Here is a 1,139-nt window from a genome sequence, read left to right as displayed (position 1 = left end):
TTGGGTTAGTAGCTGTATTCACTCAACAAGCCCCATGGGGTTTCTCTTTTCCTATTTCAATGAACATTAGCTATTTACTCGCAGTTATTATTTCACTAGCTATTTTTCGTCGGATGCATGAAGATGCATTTGTTCCGATGATACGTACGCAAATCATTGCCAGCACCAAATATAAATGGCATATTCTTATATCATTTACACTAAGTGTCGTACTCTTTTTACTTTTAAATTATTTCGATATTTTCGCACTAAATGTAGATGCCTTTACTGTCTTTGACATTTACCCGCTCATTAGAGATTATGGTTCCATCAGTTTAATAGTAATGTTGTGGTTAACCATTATATTAAATACTTTGATTTGCCAACTTATTTTCCGTCATATTTTAATTCAAGAATTAAGCAGATTAATACCTTTAAAGATTACAATAGTATTATCCGTTATCCTTGAAACACTGTACTATTATCCATACATTAATACATGGTGGGAATTCATTCCAGCATTGATACTAGCTAGTAGTGCGACTTACTTATATTTAAAGTCAAACCGTAATTTTATGGTGAGCTATTTCTATCAATTAGCAGTTATACTCGTTTTGCATATTTTCATGTAAAATTTTTCAGAGTATTATCCATTATCCATACACATCAAAAAGCACACTTAAAAGTCAGTATCACAACTCACTTTTAAGCGTGCTTTATTTAGATATACTGTCGTTCTAAAAACGAGCCATATAGAGAGCCTGAGACATAAATCAATGTTCAATGCTCTACAAAGTTATATTGGCAGTAGTTGACTGAACGAAAATGCGCTTGTAACAAGCTTTTTTCAATTCTAGTCAACCTTGCCGGGGTGGGACGACGAAATAAATTTTTCGAAAATATCATTTCTGTCCCACTCCCATGAATCGCCATGCTCAATATACCTTTTAAAATTTAAATATTCATTAACTTAATATGCTTTAATTCACTTCATTAAAGACTACTCGCTGGACGTGGTGTTGGCTTTTTCAAGAAACTCATAATCATTATTACAATGACTAACATACCACAAATTAGATACATCCATTTAAATCCTACTAAATCGGAAATAGGTCCCATCAATGCGCCACCTAACGATATACCTAAGTCTGCACAGGCAA

At 33.3% G+C, this 1,139-nt stretch carries 1 protein-coding gene and 1 pseudogene; one reads left to right on the top strand and one right to left on the bottom strand.

Features of this window, described 5'->3' with window-relative positions; genetic code table 11:
* Window positions 1-611 (top strand): CPBP family lipoprotein N-acylation protein LnsB (gene lnsB, locus IDG60_RS15150; protein WP_206160867.1); only part of this gene is annotated, 611 nt, incomplete at its 5' end.
* Window positions 612-972: 361 nt separating this feature from the next.
* On the opposite strand, the pseudogene IDG60_RS15145 reads toward lnsB, so the two are convergent.
* Window positions 973-1,139 (bottom strand): annotated as a pseudogene (locus IDG60_RS15145) (staphylopine family metallophore export MFS transporter CntE); the annotation flags it as partial.

It is taken from the genome of Staphylococcus sp. EG-SA-2, assembly GCF_017152085.1.
Note: the sequence above shows the minus strand (reverse complement) of the source record. Positions and strands in the feature narration are given on the sequence as shown.